The 16,826-nt window shown below is 60.3% G+C and carries 15 protein-coding genes; 3 read left to right on the top strand and 12 right to left on the bottom strand.

Annotated features, from left to right (window positions below; translation table 11 throughout):
- Positions 1 to 71: 71 nt before the first annotated feature.
- The 8 genes from ccoP (FQ185_RS09340) to ccoN (FQ185_RS09305) all read right to left on the bottom strand — a co-directional run bounded on the left by ccoP (FQ185_RS09340) (position 72) and on the right by ccoN (FQ185_RS09305) (position 6,992).
- Complete coding sequence (gene ccoP / locus FQ185_RS09340; protein ID WP_149417173.1) at positions 72 to 1,055, bottom strand: cytochrome-c oxidase, cbb3-type subunit III; 984 nt, start codon at positions 1,053 to 1,055, stop codon at positions 72 to 74.
- Complete coding sequence (locus FQ185_RS09335; RefSeq protein WP_003175465.1) at positions 1,052 to 1,237, bottom strand: CcoQ/FixQ family Cbb3-type cytochrome c oxidase assembly chaperone; 186 nt, start codon at positions 1,235 to 1,237, stop codon at positions 1,052 to 1,054. The genes ccoP (FQ185_RS09340) and FQ185_RS09335 overlap by 4 nt, the downstream gene beginning before the upstream one ends.
- Before the next feature lie 5 nt (positions 1,238 to 1,242).
- The gene (ccoO, locus tag FQ185_RS09330) at positions 1,243 to 1,851 is read right to left on the bottom strand and encodes a cytochrome-c oxidase, cbb3-type subunit II (RefSeq protein WP_018925301.1); all 609 of its coding nucleotides are present in this window, start codon (positions 1,849 to 1,851) and stop codon (positions 1,243 to 1,245) included.
- The gene (gene ccoN, locus FQ185_RS09325; RefSeq protein ID WP_010456410.1) at positions 1,851 to 3,293 is read right to left on the bottom strand and encodes a cytochrome-c oxidase, cbb3-type subunit I; all 1,443 of its coding nucleotides are present in this window, start codon (positions 3,291 to 3,293) and stop codon (positions 1,851 to 1,853) included. The genes ccoO (FQ185_RS09330) and ccoN (FQ185_RS09325) overlap by 1 nt, the downstream gene beginning before the upstream one ends.
- A 483-nt stretch (positions 3,294 to 3,776) precedes the next feature.
- Entirely contained in the window at positions 3,777 to 4,730 is a 954-nt protein-coding gene (ccoP, locus tag FQ185_RS09320) for a cytochrome-c oxidase, cbb3-type subunit III (protein WP_149417172.1), read from the bottom strand.
- Positions 4,727 to 4,927 (bottom strand): CcoQ/FixQ family Cbb3-type cytochrome c oxidase assembly chaperone, encoded by a 201-nt coding sequence (locus tag FQ185_RS09315; RefSeq protein ID WP_306108876.1) that lies wholly within the window; start codon positions 4,925 to 4,927, stop codon positions 4,727 to 4,729. The genes ccoP (FQ185_RS09320) and FQ185_RS09315 overlap by 4 nt, the downstream gene beginning before the upstream one ends.
- A 21-nt stretch (positions 4,928 to 4,948) precedes the next feature.
- Positions 4,949 to 5,557: a cytochrome-c oxidase, cbb3-type subunit II gene (gene ccoO, locus FQ185_RS09310; RefSeq protein ID WP_149417170.1), complete on the bottom strand. Its 609-nt coding sequence runs from the start codon at positions 5,555 to 5,557 to the stop codon at positions 4,949 to 4,951.
- A 10-nt stretch (positions 5,558 to 5,567) separates the two neighbouring features.
- Positions 5,568 to 6,992 (bottom strand): cytochrome-c oxidase, cbb3-type subunit I, encoded by a 1,425-nt coding sequence (gene ccoN / locus FQ185_RS09305; RefSeq protein ID WP_149417169.1) that lies wholly within the window; start codon positions 6,990 to 6,992, stop codon positions 5,568 to 5,570.
- Positions 6,993 to 7,101: 109 nt separating this feature from the next.
- Here ccoN (FQ185_RS09305) and FQ185_RS09300 point away from each other — a divergent pair, with 109 nt between their 5' ends.
- Positions 7,102 to 7,779 (top strand): alpha/beta family hydrolase, encoded by a 678-nt coding sequence (locus FQ185_RS09300; RefSeq protein WP_149417168.1) that lies wholly within the window; start codon positions 7,102 to 7,104, stop codon positions 7,777 to 7,779.
- 49 nt (positions 7,780 to 7,828) lie between these two features.
- Here the strand turns inward: FQ185_RS09300 and FQ185_RS09295 are convergent, their stop codons facing one another.
- The 3 genes from FQ185_RS09295 to acnA form a co-directional block, all read right to left on the bottom strand.
- On the bottom strand, positions 7,829 to 9,394 hold the full coding sequence (locus FQ185_RS09295; protein WP_149417167.1) for a PAS domain-containing methyl-accepting chemotaxis protein: 1,566 nt from the start codon (positions 9,392 to 9,394) through the stop codon (positions 7,829 to 7,831).
- Positions 9,395 to 9,497: 103 nt separating this feature from the next.
- Positions 9,498 to 10,289: a CPBP family intramembrane glutamic endopeptidase gene (locus tag FQ185_RS09290; protein WP_149417166.1), complete on the bottom strand. Its 792-nt coding sequence runs from the start codon at positions 10,287 to 10,289 to the stop codon at positions 9,498 to 9,500.
- Between the two features lie 267 nt (positions 10,290 to 10,556).
- A complete protein-coding gene (gene acnA, locus FQ185_RS09285; protein WP_149417165.1) occupies positions 10,557 to 13,298 on the bottom strand; it encodes an aconitate hydratase AcnA in 2,742 nt (913 codons plus the stop codon).
- Between the two features lie 487 nt (positions 13,299 to 13,785).
- Here acnA and rlmM point away from each other — a divergent pair, with 487 nt between their 5' ends.
- Together rlmM and tusA are read left to right on the top strand one after the other, a co-directional pair.
- Positions 13,786 to 14,859 carry a 23S rRNA (cytidine(2498)-2'-O)-methyltransferase RlmM gene (gene rlmM / locus FQ185_RS09275; protein WP_149417163.1) on the top strand — a complete coding sequence of 358 codons (1,074 nt, stop codon included), beginning with the start codon at positions 13,786 to 13,788 and terminating at the stop codon, positions 14,857 to 14,859.
- Between the two features lie 175 nt (positions 14,860 to 15,034).
- Positions 15,035 to 15,286 (top strand): sulfurtransferase TusA, encoded by a 252-nt coding sequence (gene tusA, locus FQ185_RS09270; protein WP_123403368.1) that lies wholly within the window; start codon positions 15,035 to 15,037, stop codon positions 15,284 to 15,286.
- Here the strand turns inward: tusA and FQ185_RS09265 are convergent.
- Complete coding sequence (locus FQ185_RS09265; RefSeq protein WP_149417162.1) at positions 15,283 to 16,692, bottom strand: MATE family efflux transporter; 1,410 nt, start codon at positions 16,690 to 16,692, stop codon at positions 15,283 to 15,285. The two genes, tusA and FQ185_RS09265, sit on opposite strands and share 4 nt — an antisense overlap.
- Positions 16,693 to 16,826: the final 134 nt, after the last annotated feature.

The following is a 16,826-nucleotide window of genomic DNA, read 5'->3' as shown; positions in this document are numbered from 1 at the left end:
CTTGTTTCGTGACCAAAAAAAACGGCCCCGTCAGATGACGGGGCCGTTTTTTGTTGCATCAAGCGTTTGCCTTACTGGGCGTCTTCAGCAGGAGCCTTCTCACCGTGAGACAGGCTGTAGACGTAAGCGGCCAGCAGGTGAACCTTGTCGTTGCCTTGCAGCAGTTCTTGCGCAGGCATCTGGCCCTGACGGCCGTAACGGATGGTCTGCTGCAGTTGAGCGAAGCTCGAACCGTAGATGAACGCCGCCGGATGGGTCAGGTCAGGCGCGCCCATTGCTGGTGTGCCTTTGCCTTGCGGGCCGTGGCACACAGCACAGTTGGCAGCGAACAGCTTCTGCCCGGCAACCGGGTCGGCCTTGGTGCCTTCCGGCAGCTTGCGGCCATCGAGGTTGGTCAGCACGAAGCCGGCAACATCGGCAACGCCTTGTTCGCCGATCACTTCAGCCCACGCCGGCATGACCGCGTGACGGCCACCCATGATGGTGGTCTTGATGGTTTCCGCTTCGCCGCCCCAGCGCCAGTCGGCGTCGGTCAGGTTAGGGAAGCCATAAGCGCCTTTCGCGTCGGAGCCGTGGCAGACCGAGCAGTTGGAGGCGAACAGGCGGCCACCCATCTTCAGGGCTTGCGGGTCCTTGGCGACTTCTTCAATCGGCATGGAAGCGAACTTGGCGAAGATCGGACCGAACTTGGCGTCCGACTTGGCCATTTCCTTTTCCCACTCGTGAACGCCGGTCCAGCCGGTCTGGCCGTTGGCGAACGCAGTCTGCTTCTCGTTATCCAGGTAGTTGTAACCCGGCAACAGGCCTTTCCAGTTGCCCAGGCCCGGGTACAGCACCAGATAGCCCAGGGCGAAGATGATGGTGCCCACGAACAGCATGAACCACCATTTCGGCAGTGGGTTGTCGTACTCCTCGATCCCGTCGAAGGAGTGGCCAACCGTCTCTTCGGTGGCTTCGCTGCGCTGGCCCTTGCGGGTGGACAGCAGCAGCCAGGTCAGGGCGAAGATCGTGCCGAGACTGAGGACTGTGACGTACAGACTCCAGAACGTAGTCATTCTTTGTTACTCCTAGAAGCTTGCTCGACGTGCTTGATGGCTTCGGGATCATCCGCGAAAGGCAGCAAGGTCGCGTCTTCAAACTCCGACTTGCGCTTGGGACTGAACACCCACAACGCCAGACCGATGAAGGCCACCATCACAACAACGGTGCCCAGGCCACGAATCATCCCGATATCCATCTAAATCACCGTTTGCTTTTGATGATGGTGCCCAGGCCTTGCAGATAGGCCACCAGCGCGTCCATTTCGGTTTTGCCCTTCACAGCATCCTTGGCACCGGCGATGTCTTCGTCGGTGTAAGGGACGCCGAGCGTGCGCAAGACTTCCATTTTCTTGGCGGTGTCTTTGCCGTCGAGCTTGTTTTCCACGAGGAACGGGTAGGCCGGCATTTTCGACTCAGGCACCACGTTGCGCGGGTTGTACAAGTGCGCACGCTGCCAGTCATCGGAGTAACGACCGCCGACACGGGCCAGGTCCGGACCGGTACGCTTGGAGCCCCACAGGAACGGGTGGTCCCAGACGCTTTCACCGGCAACCGAGTAATGGCCGTACCGTTCGGTTTCAGCACGGAACGGGCGGATCATCTGCGAGTGGCAGCCGACACAACCGTTGGCGATGTAGATGTCGCGGCCTTCCAGTTCAAGGGCGGTGCGAGGCTTCATGCCTTCGACCGGCTTGTTGGTGACGTCCTGGAAAAACAGCGGAACGATCTGGGTCAGGCCGCCGATGCTGACGGCGATAACCATGAAGAAGGCCAGCAGGCCAATGTTCTTCTCGACTGCTTCATGCTTCATCAGTGAGCTCCAACTACAGCAATCTGTTCAGCAGCTTTGGCTTCAGCCGGGTTCGAGGCACGTACGGTACGCCATACGTTGTAGGCCATGAACAGCATGCCGCTGGCAAAGAACGCACCGCCCAGGGCGCGAACGATGAAACCAGGATGGCTGGCTTGCAGCGCTTCGACGAACGAGTAGGTGAGGGTGCCGTCGTCGTTGATTGCACGCCACATCAGACCCTGGGTAATGCCGTTGACCCACATCGAAGCGATGTACAGAACGGTACCGATGGTCGCGAGCCAGAAGTGCGTGTTGATCAGGCCGATGCTGTGCATCTGCGCACGACCGAACAGTTTCGGAATCATGTGGTAGATGGCGCCGATCGAGATCATCGCAACCCAGCCCAAAGCACCGGCGTGTACGTGGCCGATGGTCCAGTCGGTGTAGTGAGACAGCGAGTTGACGGTCTTGATGGCCATCATCGGGCCTTCGAACGTCGACATGCCGTAGAACGCCAGCGATACGACCAGGAAGCGCAGGATCGGGTCGGTGCGCAGCTTATGCCAGGCGCCCGACAGGGTCATCATGCCGTTGATCATGCCGCCCCAGCTGGGTGCCAGCAGGATGATCGACATCGCCATGCCCAGCGACTGAGCCCAGTCCGGCAGAGCGGTGTAGTGCAGGTGGTGCGGACCGGCCCAGATGTACAGGGTGATCAGCGCCCAGAAGTGCACGATCGACAGGCGATAGGAGTAGATCGGACGCTCGGCCTGCTTGGGAACGAAGTAGTACATCATCCCCAGGAAGCCCGTGGTCAGGAAGAAACCCACCGCGTTGTGGCCGTACCACCACTGGATCATCGCGTCAGTCGCCCCGGCGTAGGCCGAGTAGGACTTGAAGAAGCTGACCGGCAGGGACGCGTGGTTGACGATGTGCAGCATCGCCGTCACGACGATGAAGGCACCGTAGAACCAGTTACCGACATAGATATGCTTGGTGTTGCGCTTGGTGATGGTGCCGAAGAACACCAGACCGTAGGACACCCAGACGATGGCCAGCAGAATAGCCAGGGGCCATTCCAGTTCCGCGTATTCCTTGGTGGTGGTGTAACCCAGCGGCAAGGTAATGATCGCGCCGACGATCACCGCTTGCCAACCCCAGAAGGTGAAGGCCGCGAGGCTGTCGGAAATCAGTCGCGTTTGGCAGGTTCGCTGCACGACGTAATAAGAAGTGGCAAACAGAGCACAACCACCGAAGGCGAAAATCACCAGGTTGGTGTGCAACGGGCGTAAGCGTCCAAAAGTCGTCCACGGTAGACCGAAGTTCAATTCCGGCCATACAAGCTGTGAGGCGATGAAGACACCAAGCCCCATGCCAAGGATCCCCCAGACCACCGTCATGATGGCGAACTGGCGGACTACCTTATAGTTATAAGCAGTCGGACTGATTGCTGTGCTCATTCTAAGGTTCCACGGTTTGGGTGTTTTATTAGGAGTAAAAATCGGCCGCAAGTATGGAGAAAGCGGGGGGTCATTGCAACGCGCCATGACCTGGGTCAAGGCTTTCAAAAGCTTATTCTGCGGCCTTTCCATGCGCTGAGTAAGGACAAAATTGCCCAATGACAAAATGTCGCAGCAGACGAAAATGGTGAGGGGGGTCAGGTCGGATGTAACGGGGTGTGTTCAAACACAACGAGCGCGTGACCGATGGCAATTGGCACGACAGCCGGTATCTATCAGCCTTTGCGGCCTGTCATCGAGCAGATTCGTCGAACACATCGGGTTGGGTCGACCTGGAACCGGCTCATGCCAGTCCGCATCGGGGGAAGCTTAGACCCGAATCCGGGGAACCGAAAGGAGGACTAACGGAGGGTGCGACAATGGGTCGCAAAGGGGCAGGGAACTGCCGCATCCGGGAGAATGCGGCAGCAGAGCGGTCGAGAATTATTCGTTTTTGCCTTCAGCCTGCAAGTTCTCTGTATTCAGGTCGTGCGACAGGCTGTACACATAAGCGGCCAGCAATTGCACTTTATCGTTGCCGAGCAACTCGGTCTGCGCCGGCATGTGACCCTGGCGGCCATGACGAAGGGTCTGTTGCAGTTGCGCCAGGCTTGTACCGTAGATGAAACCGACCGGATGCGTCAGGTTCGGCGCGCCCATGGCTTCAGTGCCCTGGCCGTTTGCCCCATGACAGGCTACGCACAGGGTGCTGAACGCTTGCTGTCCGGCTTTCAGATCGGCGCTATTGTCGGCCGGCAGCGGCAGACCGGCCAGGTCGTGACGCACAAAAGCCGCGACATTCTTCACGCCGGCGTCACCGAGGATTTCACCCCAGGCTGGCATCGCGGCCATGCGACCGCCCATGATCGTGGTTTTGATCATCTCGGCATCGCCGCCCCAGCGCCAGTTACTGTCGGCCAGATTAGGAAAGCCAAAGGCGCCTTTGGCATCCGAGCCATGGCACACCGCGCAATTGGAGGCAAACAGGCGACCGCCCATTTTTAGCGCTAGCGGGTCCTTGGCCACTTCTTCCAGGGGCATGGCGGCGAATTTGGCGAAGATCGGTCCGAACTTGGCGTCAGCCTTGTTCATCTCCTTTTCCCATTCGTGGACACCGGTCCAGCCGTCTTCATAGCCTGGCAGGATGCCTTTCCAGTTGCCCAGGCCCGGATAAAGCACCAGGTAACCCACGGCAAATACCAGCGTGCCGGCGAACAGCATGAACCACCACTGCGGCAGCGGGTTGTCGTACTCCTCGATGCCGTCGAAGCTGTGGCCCATGGTCTGGTCGACGCTGCCCTTGGTTTCGCCCTTGCGGGTGCCGATTAGCAGCCAGGTCAGGCCGATCAGGCTGCCGATGGTCAGTACGCAGATCCACGTACTCCAGAAGGTGGTCATGGCCGGGTACTCCTTGTTTCAGGTTCTTGGGTGGCGTCATCGGGTAGCGGTTCATCGGCGAACGGCAGCAAACGTGCTTCGGCGAATTCCCGATTGCGCTTGCTGTTGAACACCCACAGCGTCAAGCCGACAAAGGCTACGAACACCACGACCGTGCCCAGGCCGCGGATGATTCCACTGCTCATTTCGCTTACGATTTCAAAGGGCATGGTCATGGCTCACCTCTTGCTCTTGATGGCAGTGCCGAGCACCTGGAGGTAGGCGACCAGGGCATCCATTTCGGTCTTGCCCTTGAGCGATTCCGTTGCGCCGGCGATGTCGTCGTCGGTGTACGGCACACCGAGGGTGCGCATGGCGCGGATCTTGGTCTCGGTATTGCTGCTGTCGAGCTGATTGGCCACCAGCCACGGATAGCCAGGCATTTTCGATTCCGGCACGACGTTGCGCGGGTTGTACAAGTGCGCGCGGTGCCAGTCTTCGGAGTAGCGACCGCCGACCCGCGCCAGGTCCGGACCGGTTCGTTTCGAGCCCCACAGGAACGGGTGATCCCAGACACTTTCACCGGCTACCGAGTAGTGACCGTAGCGTTCGGTCTCGGCGCGGAACGGCCGGATCATCTGCGAGTGACAACCCACGCAGCCTTCGCGGATGTAGATGTCGCGACCTTCCAGTTGCAGCGCGGTGTAGGGCTTCATGCCTTCCACCGGTTTGTTGGTCACGTCCTGGAAGAACAGCGGGACGATCTGGGTCAGACCGCCGATGCTCACGGCCAGGACCATCAGCAAGAGCAGCAGGCCGACGTTTTTCTCGATGGTTTCGTGTTTCATGGCGGACTCCTCAGGCGATCTGCGCGGCAGTGGCGACTTCGGCAGGCTGCGAGGCCCGCACGGTGCGCCAGGTGTTGTAAGCCATCAGGAACATGCCGCTGAGGAAGATCGCACCGCCCACCAGGCGCACGACGAAGCCTGGGTGGCTGGCCACCAGGGTTTCGACGAAGGAGTAGGTCAGCGTGCCGTCTTCGTTCACCGCGCGCCACATGAGGCCCTGGGCGATACCGTTGACCCACATCGAGGCGATGTACAGCACGGTGCCGATGGTCGCGAGCCAGAAGTGCGCGTTAATCAGGCCGAGGCTGTGCATCTGCTGGCGGCCGAAGATTTTCGGGATCATGTGGTACAGCGCGCCGATGGAAATCATCGCCACCCAGCCGAGCGCGCCGGCGTGAACGTGGCCAATGGTCCAGTCGGTGTAGTGCGACAGCGCGTTGACCGTCTTGATGGCCATCATCGGCCCTTCGAAGGTCGACATGCCGTAGAACGCCAGCGAAACCACAAGGAAGCGCAGGATCGGGTCGCTGCGCAACTTATGCCAGGCGCCAGACAACGTCATCATCCCGTTGATCATCCCGCCCCAGCTTGGCGCCAGCAGGATCAGCGACATCACCATGCCCAGCGACTGTGCCCAGTCCGGCAGCGCGGTGTAGTGCAAGTGGTGCGGACCGGCCCAGATGTACAGGGTGATCAGCGCCCAGAAGTGCACGATCGACAGGCGATAGGAATACACCGGACGCTCGGCCTGCTTCGGCACGAAGTAGTACATCATCCCGAGGAAACCGGCGGTGAGGAAAAAGCCTACGGCGTTGTGGCCATACCACCACTGAACCATGGCATCGGTCGCACCGGCGTACACCGAGTAGGACTTGGTGAAACTCACCGGCAGTTCAATGTTGTTGACGATGTGCAGAATCGCCACGGTGATGATGAACGCACCGAAGAACCAGTTGCCGACGTAGATGTGTTTGGTCTTGCGCTGCATGATCGTGCCGAAGAACACCACGGCGTAAGCGACCCAGACGATGGTGATCAGGATGTCGATCGGCCATTCCAGCTCGGCGTACTCCTTGGAGCTGGTGTAACCCAGCGGGAGGCTGATGGCCGCCAGCAGGATCACCACTTGCCAGCCCCAGAAGCAGAACGCGGCGATTTTCGGCGCGAACAGTTGCGCCTGACAGGTGCGTTGCACCGAATAGAACGAACTGGCGAACAGGGCGCAACCGCCAAAAGCGAAGATCACTGCGTTGGTGTGCAAGGGGCGCAGGCGCCCGAAGCTGGTCCACGGCAGATTGAAGTTGAGTTCGGGCCAGACCAATTGAGCCGCGAGAAAAACCCCGAGCCCCATGCCGACGATGCCCCACACCACCGTCATAATGGCGAATTGGCGGACCACCTTGTAGTTGTAGGCGGTACTGATAGAAGTGTTCATGGTTCCCCATCCACGGTTCAGCCGAAGTGAAGGCCTGTCTTTGCGAGTAAGCCGCACGGCAGACGCTCCCTTCGCCTGGAGTTATAGGCAGACTAAAAGCGAGGCAAGCATGGGCAAAGAGCACAAGGCCAGTATTGACGGGGATCAATGGGCGCGGTGTGTGCAGGATCATGGATGGTTGTGGAATGCCGCCCCAGTACCGGCATCGGCGACGTTGATCCTCGCTCACGGGGCCGGCGCGCCGATGGACAGCGGCTGGATGGACGACATGACTGGACGCCTTGCTGCGCATGGCGTCAACGTGGTGCGCTTCGAGTTCCCGTACATGGCGCAGCGGCGGGTGGATGGGGGCAAACGACCACCGAACCCGGCGCCGAAACTGCTGGAATGCTGGCGCGAGGTGCATGCCGTGGTGCGACGCCATGTCGCTGGACGTCTGGCCATTGGCGGCAAGTCCATGGGCGGGCGGATGGCCAGCCTATTGGCCGATGAATTGGAAACGGATGCGTTGGTGTGCCTGGGGTATCCGTTTTATGCCGCCGGCAAACCGGAGAAACCTCGGGTCGGGCATTTGGCTGCGCTGAAGACGCGGACGTTGATTGTGCAAGGCGAGCGGGATGCATTGGGCAATCGCGAGGCCGTCGAGGCTTATGAATTGGCCCCGAGCATCGAGGTGTTCTGGCTGGTGGCGGGGGATCATGACTTGAAGCCGTTGAAGGCGTCGGGGTTTACCCATGAGCAGCATCTGGGAACTGCGGCGAGCAAGGTTGCTGATTTCCTTCGCTAGGTGATCATTCCCACGCGGAGCGTGGGAATGATCAGGACGATCAGGACGATCAGCGGTTAAACCGCTCCACCAACGAATACTGGGTATTGGCCGTCTTGGTCAGTTCTTCACTCAACAACGCCGAGTGTTGAGCCTGTTCCGAGGTCTGATCCGCCAAGTGCGAGATGTTGCTGATGTTGCGGCTGATTTCTTCGGCCACTGCGCTTTGCTCTTCGGTCGCCGCAGCGATCTGGGTGGTCATGTCGGTGATGTTGGCCACCGCTTCGCTGATCCCCACCAACGCCTGGTCCGCTTCCAGTACCCGTGCCACACCTTCCTCAGCCTGACGATGCCCGGCTTCCATGGTTTGCACGGCGGTACTGGCGGTCTGTTGCAGCTTGGCGATCAGGGCATGAATCTGCCCCGTGGACTCGCTGGTGCGTTGCGCCAGTTGACGGACCTCGTCAGCTACCACCGCAAACCCGCGCCCCATCTCACCGGCACGGGCCGCTTCGATGGCAGCGTTCAAGGCCAGCAGGTTGGTCTGGTCGGCAATGCCTTTGATCACATCGACCACGCCACCGATTTCGTCGCTGTCCTTGGCCAGCTGGGTCACGGTCAGACCGGTTTCGCCGACCACTACCGACAGGCGCTGGATGGCGTCGCGGGTTTCCCCGGCAATATCTCGACCGCGACCGGTCAGGCGATTGGCTTCCTGAGTGGCGTCGGCCGTGCGCTGCACGTGGCTGGCGACTTCCTGAGTGGTGGCAGCCATCTGGTTGACGGCGGTGGCCACTTGCTCGGTCTCGACGCGTTGGCGTTCCAGGCCGGTGGAGCTCTTGTGGGCCAGGGTGTCGGACTGTTTCGCTTGGTCGCTCAGGTGTTCGGCGGTGTCCTGCAGACGGGTCAGGCAGGTTTTCAGGCGGGCTTCCTGACTCAGGATCGACATTTCCAGACGCGCCTGCGCGCCACGGCTGTCGGTGTACATCTGCGCGATCAGCGGGTCGGAGGTAGTCTGCCCGGCCAGGACCAACAGACGCTTGAGACCGCGTTGTTGCCAGCTCAACCCCATCAAACCCAACGGCACCGAAAGGCCGGCAGCCAGGGCAAAGCCCCATTGGGAGGTCAGGGTGGCGCCAATCATGAAACTCAGCTGGCTGACCAGAATGAACGGCAGCCAGTCCTGTAGCACCGGCAGCCATTTGTCTGTTGAAGGAATCGCTGACTTGCCCTGGTTGATGCGTTGGTAGAGCGCTTCGGCTCGGCGGATCTGTTCGGCGGTGGGTTTGACTCGTACTGACTCGTAACCGGCCACCTGATTGCCTTCGAACACCGGTGTGACATAGGCGTTAACCCAGTAGTGGTCACCGGTCTTGCAGCGATTCTTGACAATGCCCATCCATGGCAAGCCTTGTTTCAATGTGCCCCACATGTGCGCGAACACCGCGGCCGGGACGTCAGGGTGACGGACCAGGTTATGCGGCGCACGGATCAGCTCTTCACGAGAAAACCCGCTGATCTCGACGAAAGCGTCATTGCAGTAGGTGATCACGCCTTTGGCATCGGTGGTGGAAATCAACCGTTGCTGAGCCGGGAAGGTCCGTTCGCGTTGTGTGGTGGGCTGGTTGTTACGCATGGCTTTATCAATCCGCAAGGCTTTGTCGGGTTGTCGGCATTGCCAGCCATTTATTGAGATTAATTTTCAGCAATAAGAGGTGCGTCGCAAAACGCCCCTTGCGTCAGCCGGCGAGCATCGGATAGGTGAACAGCGCGAAATGCAGCAGGTTCAGGCCAAAATGAGTGGCAATGGCCGCACCCAACCCGCCGAAACGGTAAGCCACGCCGTAACCGACACCGGCCAGGCTCGCCAGCAGCACCCATTGCCAACCAGCGCCAAGATGAGCCAGGCCGAACAGCAGCGACGCCAGCAGCAAGGCAAGATTGTCGCCGTAAGGCTGGTTTTTGAAGATCCGACTCAACCCGCCCTGGAGGTAACCGCGAAACAGTGCTTCCTCCACCAGCGTCACCAACAGCAAATTGTTCAGCAGCCACAGCCAGGCATGGTCCGGCCATTTCGGCGCCCAACCGATGACGCCCAGCAACAGCGCACCACCCAAGGCCAGCACGACGCTCAGGGGCAGCGCCATCACGGTGGCATAAAGGGAAAGTCGCAGCGAGCGCCGGCCGATAATCCATGGGCAAACCAGCAACAGCCAAAAGCCAATCAGGGGTTTGTCCAGATTCAGGTACATGGAAAACGGCACGGCGTCGTCGGTAAAGCGTTGCGGATTGATGACGCGACCGTTGTAGAAACCGGGCAGCCAGTGCATCGCCAGTGCAAGGGCCATGAAGATGAACAGTCCGTGGCCGAGGTAGCGGCCGATCTGGACCTGTTGTTGGCGAACAGCGAAACCGGCGAACAACAGCAACGCGACAGAAATCCCGGCGAGCCAGCCGAGATGGCCGTAGGTCAGGGCCAGGCCGTAGCCGAGGGAGAGGAAGGCCAGGTAAGTCCATGGCAGGGCAATCATTGAAAGTCCTTGTGTCGGGATCGGTGCGCCCCAGTCCCCTGTGGGAGCGGGCTTGCCCGCGATGAGGCAGTCACATCCAACATAAATGTCGCCTGTTACACCGCCATCGCAGGCAAGCCCGCTCCCACAGGATTTTGTGTTGCTCATCAATGTGTGCGACAGCGACGATCTTGAGTGGGCGTTCGCTTTCGCCAGAAGGGCGTGATTATAGAGATGTCCGCCCAAACAAAAACACCGCCCGAAGGCGGTGTTTTTGTCAGCAAGCGATTAAGAGGCAATCAACTGCCGCAGCACGTAATGCAAAATCCCCCCCGACTTGAAGTACTCCACTTCGTTCAGGGTATCGATCCGGCACAACACGTCGACCTTCTCGCGGCTGCCGTTTTCACGGGTGATGATCAGCGTCAGGTTCATCCGCGGTGTCAGTTCAACGCCGGTCAAGCCAAGAATGTCGAGGGTTTCCTTGCCGGTCAGGTTCAGGCTCTTGCGGTTCTGATCCAGCTTGAACTGCAACGGCAACACGCCCATGCCCACCAGGTTGGAGCGGTGAATCCGTTCGAAGCTTTCGGCGATGACCGCTTTGACCCCTAGCAGATTAGTGCCCTTGGCCGCCCAGTCACGGCTCGAACCGGTACCGTATTCTTGCCCCGCGATCACCACCAGCGGCGTGCCCGAGGCTTGATAACGCATCGCGGCATCGTAGATCGGCAGTTTTTCGCCCGTAGGAATGTAGATCGTATTGCCGCCTTCTTCGCCGCTGAGCATCTCGTTGCGAATCCGGATGTTGGCAAAGGTGCCGCGCATCATCACTTCGTGGTTGCCGCGACGGGAACCGTAGGAGTTGAAGTCCCGCGGCTCGACGCCTTTCTCGCGCAGGTAATGGCCCGCCGGGCTGTCAGCCTTGATGTTGCCGGCCGGGGAGATGTGGTCGGTGGTCACCGAATCGCCGAGCAGCGCGAGCACTCGGGCCCCCGCAACGTCCTTGACCACGGGCGGTGGCCCGCCGATGTCATCGAAGAACGGCGGATGCTGGATGTAAGTCGAATCCTCCTTCCATACATAGGTCGCCGCTTGCGGCACTTCGATGGCTTGCCACTGCTCGTCGCCGGCAAACACTTCGGCGTATTCCTTGTGGAACATCGCGGTGTTGACCTGACTCACCGCGTCGGCGATCTCTTTAGTGCTCGGCCAGATGTCCCGCAAATACACGGGATTGCCATCCTTGTCATTACCCAATGGCTCGCTGCTGATGTCGGTTCGCACCGTGCCCGCCAATGCATAGGCCACAACCAGAGGCGGGGAGGCCAGCCAGTTGGTTTTGACCAACGGATGCACGCGACCTTCGAAGTTACGGTTGCCCGACAGCACCGAAGCGACGGTCAGGTCGGCAGCCTGAATGGCTTTTTCGATCGGCTCCGGTAACGGCCCGGAGTTGCCGATGCAGGTGGTGCAGCCATAACCGACCAAGGCAAAACCGAGTTCATCCAGGTATTGGGTCAGGCCGGCAGCCTTGTAGTAGTCAGTGACCACTTTCGAGCCTGGCGCCAGCGAACTCTTGACCCACGGTTTGCGCTTGAGGCCTTTTTCCACGGCTTTCTTCGCCACCAGGCCGGCGGCCATCATCACGCTCGGGTTGGAGGTGTTGGTGCAGGAGGTGATCGCAGCGATTACCACCGCGCCGTTTTTCAAACGATAGGTCTGACCGTCGTATTCGTAAGCTGCTTCACCGGCCAGGTCCGCGTTGCCCACCGCGACGCCTCCGCCGCCTTCACTTTCGAGACGACCGACTTCCTTGCTGGTGGGTTTGAATTGCAGGTCGATGAAGTCACTGAACGCTTGCGCGACATTCGGCAGCGAAACCCGGTCCTGTGGACGTTTTGGCCCGGCGAGACTGGCTTCGACACTGCCCATGTCCAGCGCCAGGCTGTCGGTAAACACCGGTTCCTGGCCCGGCAGGCGCCACAGGCCCTGGGCTTTGCTGTAAGCCTCGACCAGTTTCACGACTGCGCTGGGGCGACCGGATAAACGCAGATACTCCAGGGTGATGTCATCCACCGGGAAGAAGCCGCAGGTCGCACCGTATTCCGGAGCCATATTGGCGATGGTTGCACGGTCGGCCAGTGGCAGGTCGGCGAGGCCATCGCCGTAGAACTCGACGAATTTGCCGACCACGCCTTTCTTGCGCAGCATCTGGGTGACAGTCAGCACCAGGTCGGTGGCGGTGATGCCTTCCTTGAGCTTGCCGGTGAGTTTGAAGCCGATCACTTCCGGAATCAGCATCGACACCGGTTGGCCGAGCATCGCCGCCTCCGCTTCGATCCCGCCAACGCCCCAGCCAAGCACGCCGAGGCCGTTGATCATGGTGGTGTGGGAATCGGTGCCGACCAGCGTGTCGGGGAACGCGTAGGTACGACCGTCCTCATCTTTGGTCCAGACCGTGCGACCCAGGTATTCCAGATTGACCTGGTGGCAGATGCCAGTGCCCGGCGGTACCACGCTGAAGTTGTCGAAGGCACTCTGGCCCCAGCGCAGGAACGCGTAACGCTCACCATTGCGCTGCATTTCAATGTCGACGTTCTGTTCGAAGGCGCTGGCGCTGCCGAACTTGTCGACCATCACCGAGTGGTCAATCACCAGGTCCACCGGCGACAGCGGATTGATGCGCTGCGGGTCGCCGCCGGCCTTGGCCATGGCTGCGCGCATGGCGGCCAGATCGACCACGGCGGGAACACCGGTGAAGTCTTGCATCAACACCCGCGCCGGGCGGTACTGGATTTCGCGATCGGAGCGCCGCTCCTTGAGCCAGGCGGCAATCGCCCTGAGGTCAGCGCCGGTGACGGTTTTTTCATCTTCCCAGCGCAGCAGGTTTTCCAGCAGCACTTTCAATGACATTGGCAGCTTGTCCAGGTCGCCCAGGCTTTTGGCGGCATCCGGCAAGCTGAAATAGTGATAGGTCTTGTCGTCGACTTGTAAGGTTTTAAGGGTTTTCAGGCTATCGAGGGACGGCATTGAAATGACTCCTTTGGGTCCGCACGGCTACGGACTGAGGGAACGAACAGAGGCTTAAACCTAGTCCTGTTTGGTGCTTAAAGCTAATAACTGGACTCTATGGCCGAGTCCAGGGTCTGTTGACGTTTGCTGGCGACCGCGACGCAGACCCATTTGGCGCTGGGCAAGGCGCGAGGAACGCGGTTTGGTTGTTCCAAATAAGTTCCGAGCAACGCCGCCCAGCGCCAAATGGGTCGCGTCCCTTCGGGTTGCGCGCCAACGTGTGCGAGGCTGCGTTGCGGGATTTGCCAAGGGAACAACCATTGGCGGCATCCCGCGCCTTGCCTCGCGCACGTTGGCACAGCAACGCGGTTCGCCAGCAAACGTCAACAGACCCTGGGTTCCGAACTCGGCTATCATGCGCCGGTTTTCGTGACAGGCTTTGCTTCAACGCAAGTCTGGGCATCGCGCAGTGGTTGAATTTCTCGCCATCTGCCCAGGAGTAAGAATGAACACCCTCTTTATGCATTGCCGGCCGGGCTTTGAAAGCGAAGTCTGTTCCGAGATTTCCGAACACGCCGCGCGGCTGAACGTAGCCGGTTATGCCAAGGCCAAGACCGCCAGCGCCTGCGCCGAATTCATCTGCACCGAAGAAGACGGCGCCGAGCGCCTGATGCGTGGCCAGCGTTTCGCCGAGCTGATCTTCCCGCGCCAATGGGCTCGCGGAATTTTTATCGATCTGCCGGAAACAGACCGCATCAGCGTGATCCTCGCGCACATGGCGGACTTCCCGCTGTGCGGCAGCCTGTGGCTGGAAATGGTCGACACCAACGATGGCAAGGAACTGTCGAACTTCTGTAAAAAGTTCGAAGGCCACCTGCGCAAGGCGCTGATGGCAGCCGGAAAACTGGTTGAGGATGCGCACAAGCCGCGCCTGCTGCTGACTTTCAAAAGTGGCCGCGAAGTGTTCATGGGGTTGGCCGAGTCGAACAACTCGGCGATGTGGCCGATGGGCATTCCGCGGCTGAAGTTTCCGCGTGAAGCACCGAGTCGTTCGACGCTGAAACTGGAAGAGGCCTGGCACCACTTTATCCCGCGTGATCAATGGGATGAGCGTCTGCACAGTGACATGACCGGTGTCGACCTCGGCGCTGCGCCCGGCGGCTGGACCTGGCAACTGGTCAACCGCGGCATGTTGGTGACCGCGATCGACAACGGCCCGATGGCCGAAAGCCTGATGGACACCGGTCTGGTGCAACACTTGATGGCCGACGGTTTCACCTTCAAGCCTCGTCAACCAGTGGACTGGATGGTCTGCGACATCGTCGAGAAACCGGCGCGCAACGCTGCGATGCTGGAAGAGTGGATTGGCGAGGGGCATTGCCGCGAGGCGGTGGTCAACCTCAAGTTGCCAATGAAACAGCGTTACGCCGAAGTGAAGCGTTTGCTGGAGCGTATCGCCGACGGCTTCAAGGAACGCGGGATTCGGGTCGAGATCGGCTGCAAGCAGCTGTACCACGACCGCGAAGAAGTGACCTGCCACTTGCGCCGACTCGACGTAAAGAAACCCAAATCCCGCTGAAACGCTGATATCCCGGTGGGAGTCGGGCTTGCCCGCGATATAGGCGACTCGGTTTGACGTCGAACCGAGTTGATGCCATCGCAGGCAAGCCAGCTCCCACAAGGACCGTGTTACGCCACAGATGACGTTGAACCCGGCAATGCGCGACAATGCCGGCAAGTTTCAGGAGTGAATCATGAGTGAAATGATTGATACGCCGGTAGACGGCACCCTCGACGCCACCGGCCTCAACTGCCCGGAACCGGTGATGATGCTGCACCAGCACATCCGTGACCTGGCGCCCGGGGGGCTGCTGAAGGTGATCGCCACCGACCCGTCGACCCGTCGCGACATTCCCAAGTTCTGCGTGTTTCTCGACCACGAACTGGTGGGGCAGCATGAAGAGGCAGGCACCTACCTCTACTGGATCCGCAAGAAACTCGCTTAACCCGCCGACCGACTGATGCGGATCCGCTTGCGTGCACTGCGCGTCAGGCGGATCGACAGCATCAGCGCCGCGCAACTCAAGCCCACGATCAAACCCTGCCACAGCCCGCTCGGGCCGCTCGGCGTGCCCAACCAATCGGTCAGGCCCAGCGCGTAACCCACCGGCAAACCAATCCCCCAGTACGCAAACAGCGTCAGGATCATCGTCACCCGCGTGTCCTGATAACCGCGCAAGGCGCCGGCGGCGGTGACCTGGATCGCATCGGAAAACTGGAACAGCGCCGAATACACGATCAGCATCGCCGCGACGTGAATCACTGTCGGATCCGCCGTGTAGATGGTTGCGATGTGTTCACGCAGCAACAGCATCATGCTCGCGGAGATACACGCATACGCCAACGCCGTGCCCATGCCGACACCGGCGGCGAAGCGCGCTTCACGGGGCTCCTCGCGGCCGAGCGCCTGACCGACCCGCACAGTGACGGCCATGCCCAGGGAGTAGGGAATCATAAATACCAGCGAGCTGAAGTTCAGCGCGATCTGATGCCCGGCTACGACGGTGGCGCCGAGGCTGCCGATCAGCAGGGCAATCACAGCGAAGATGCTCGATTCGGCGAACACGGCGATGCCGATGGGCAAGCCGATGCCCAGCAGGCGTTTGATCACCGACCACTGTGGCCAGTCGAAACGGCTGAATAACTGACTCGACTGATAGGCCGGCGCCCAGCGCTCCCACCCGGCCATGCCCAAGGCCATCACCCACATCACAATCGCCGTGGCCCAACCGCAACCGACGCCGCCCATGGCCGGCACACCGAAGTGGCCATAGATGAAGACGTAGTTCAGCGGAATATTCAGCGCCAGCCCGCACAGACCCAGCACCATCGCCGGCCGGGTGCGCCCCAGGCCGTCACTGAAGCAGCGCAACACATGGTAGAAGGCGACGGCGGGCAAGCCACTGGCGATGCCATGCAGATATTGCATGCACGGGCCGATCAGCTCGGGATCGACTTTCATCATGTGCAGGATCGGTTCGGCGCTGAGCAGCATGCCGGTCGCCATCAAACCCACCACCAACGCCAGCCACAGTGCCTGACGCACGATCGGGCCAATCTCGCTGTGGGTGCCGGCGCCGAAACGCTGGGCGACTTTCGGGGTAGTCGCCAGCAAAGTGCCGGTGATTAACAGGAATACGGGCACCCAGATCGAGTTGCCCAGCGCCACGGCCGCCAGATCCCTTGGTCCGACTCGACCCGCCATCACCGCATCGACGAAGCCCATCGCGGTGGTCGCCAGTTGCGCGATCATGATCGGCAGGGCCAGGCCGAGCAGGTTTTTCAGCTCCAGGCGAACCCGGGCCGGACGGGTGAGGGAAGTAGCGGCGGGGCGGTCAGTCACGGAATTCAAGGGCGAAACGTCCAAAAGGTTTTGATGCGCGAGGCGGCGCATTCTACGCGTTGACGCAGTGGTCAGGAAAAATCCTGTGTTAGGGATTTGTAATTCTTTCCCCCCCGCGCATGGTCCCTTGTAGGGGATGCGTG

Origin of the sequence: Pseudomonas sp. ANT_H12B, from assembly GCF_008369325.1 — a bacterium.
In the GTDB taxonomy this organism is placed as follows: Bacteria; Pseudomonadota; Gammaproteobacteria; order Pseudomonadales; family Pseudomonadaceae; genus Aquipseudomonas.
The sequence above is the reverse complement of the archived record's forward strand: the minus strand, read 5'-3'. Positions and strand labels throughout refer to the sequence as shown.

Excerpts from the sequence above, each read along its gene's own strand:
- ccoN (WP_010456410.1), bottom strand. The coding sequence starts at position 3,293 with ATGAGCACAGCAATCAGTCCGACTGCTTATAACTATAAGGTAGTCCGC.
- ccoP (WP_149417173.1), bottom strand. The coding sequence starts at position 1,055 with ATGACTACGTTCTGGAGTCTGTACGTCACAGTCCTCAGTCTCGGCACG.
- ccoN (WP_149417169.1), bottom strand. The coding sequence starts at position 6,992 with ATGAACACTTCTATCAGTACCGCCTACAACTACAAGGTGGTCCGCCAA.
- tusA (WP_123403368.1), top strand. The coding sequence starts at position 15,035 with ATGAGTGAAATGATTGATACGCCGGTAGACGGCACCCTCGACGCCACC.
- FQ185_RS09300 (WP_149417168.1), top strand. The coding sequence starts at position 7,102 with ATGGGCAAAGAGCACAAGGCCAGTATTGACGGGGATCAATGGGCGCGG.
- FQ185_RS09335 (WP_003175465.1), bottom strand. The coding sequence starts at position 1,237 with ATGGATATCGGGATGATTCGTGGCCTGGGCACCGTTGTTGTGATGGTG.
- FQ185_RS09290 (WP_149417166.1), bottom strand. The coding sequence starts at position 10,289 with ATGATTGCCCTGCCATGGACTTACCTGGCCTTCCTCTCCCTCGGCTAC.
- ccoO (WP_149417170.1), bottom strand. The coding sequence starts at position 5,557 with ATGAAACACGAAACCATCGAGAAAAACGTCGGCCTGCTGCTCTTGCTG.
- FQ185_RS09295 (WP_149417167.1), bottom strand. The coding sequence starts at position 9,394 with ATGCGTAACAACCAGCCCACCACACAACGCGAACGGACCTTCCCGGCT.
- ccoO (WP_018925301.1), bottom strand. The coding sequence starts at position 1,851 with ATGAAGCATGAAGCAGTCGAGAAGAACATTGGCCTGCTGGCCTTCTTC.
- rlmM (WP_149417163.1), top strand. The coding sequence starts at position 13,786 with ATGAACACCCTCTTTATGCATTGCCGGCCGGGCTTTGAAAGCGAAGTC.
- ccoP (WP_149417172.1), bottom strand. The coding sequence starts at position 4,730 with ATGACCACCTTCTGGAGTACGTGGATCTGCGTACTGACCATCGGCAGC.
- acnA (WP_149417165.1), bottom strand. The coding sequence starts at position 13,298 with ATGCCGTCCCTCGATAGCCTGAAAACCCTTAAAACCTTACAAGTCGAC.